Below are 316 nucleotides of genomic sequence, written 5' to 3'. Positions count from 1 at the left end.
AGTGGATGACCGCCGAGCTGCGCCGGGCCAACCGCCGTCTGCGCGAGGTCGAGGAGGCCGAGCAGGAGCCCATCGCGATCGTGGCGATGAGCTGCCGGCCCCCCGGCGGCGTGCGCCCGCCCGAGGACCTCTGGCAGCTCGTGGCCACCGGATCCGACGCCACCTCGCCGTTCCCCGCCGACCGCGGCTGGGACATCGAGGGCCTGTACCACCCGGGCCCGGACCACCAGGGCACGTTCTACGCGAGCGGCGGCGGATTCCTGCACGACGCGGGCGAGTTCGACTCCGAGTTCTTCGGGATCTCGCCGCGCGAGGC

1 pseudogene is annotated in these 316 nt (G+C 74.1%); it reads left to right on the top strand.

The features are described from left to right. Positions 1-5: 5 nt before the first annotated feature. Positions 6-316, top strand: a pseudogene (locus tag UK12_RS34825) (beta-ketoacyl synthase N-terminal-like domain-containing protein); the annotation flags it as partial.

It is taken from the genome of Saccharothrix sp. ST-888 (assembly GCF_000955975.1).
Classification (GTDB): Bacteria; Actinomycetota; Actinomycetes; order Streptomycetales; family Streptomycetaceae; genus Kitasatospora.
This window is presented reverse-complemented; position numbering and strand designations above follow the sequence as displayed.